This is a genomic window from Carboxydothermus islandicus, from assembly GCF_001950325.1.
Lineage (GTDB): Bacteria > Bacillota > Z-2901 > Carboxydothermales > Carboxydothermaceae > Carboxydothermus > Carboxydothermus islandicus.
On the sequence record NZ_BDJL01000111.1, the window covers coordinates 1 to 301 of the forward strand.

1 protein-coding gene is annotated in these 301 nt (G+C 54.5%); it reads left to right on the forward strand.

Annotation, left to right across the window (positions count from 1 at the left end; all coding sequences use genetic code 11):
* On the forward strand, nt 1-301 hold a 301-nt coding region (locus tag ciss_RS09705), incomplete at both ends, for an EF-Tu/IF-2/RF-3 family GTPase (RefSeq protein ID WP_268874216.1).

The window sequence follows — 301 nt, forward strand, 5'->3', positions numbered from 1 at the left end:
GAACAAGGTAGACGAATACATTCCGACACCGCAGCGGGATGTAGATAAGCCGTTCTTAATGCCGGTAGAGGACGTATTTACCATTACCGGACGGGGGACGGTAGCAACCGGACGGGTAGAACGGGGACGGATAACCGTAGGAGAAGAAGTGGAGATAGTAGGATTGATGGATGCACCGCGGAAGACGGTAGTAACGGGACTGGAGATGTTCCGGAAGGTATTGGACGAGGCGGTAGCAGGGGACAACATAGGAGCGTTATTACGGGGTGTAGACCGGAAGGAAATCGAGCGGGGGCAGGTA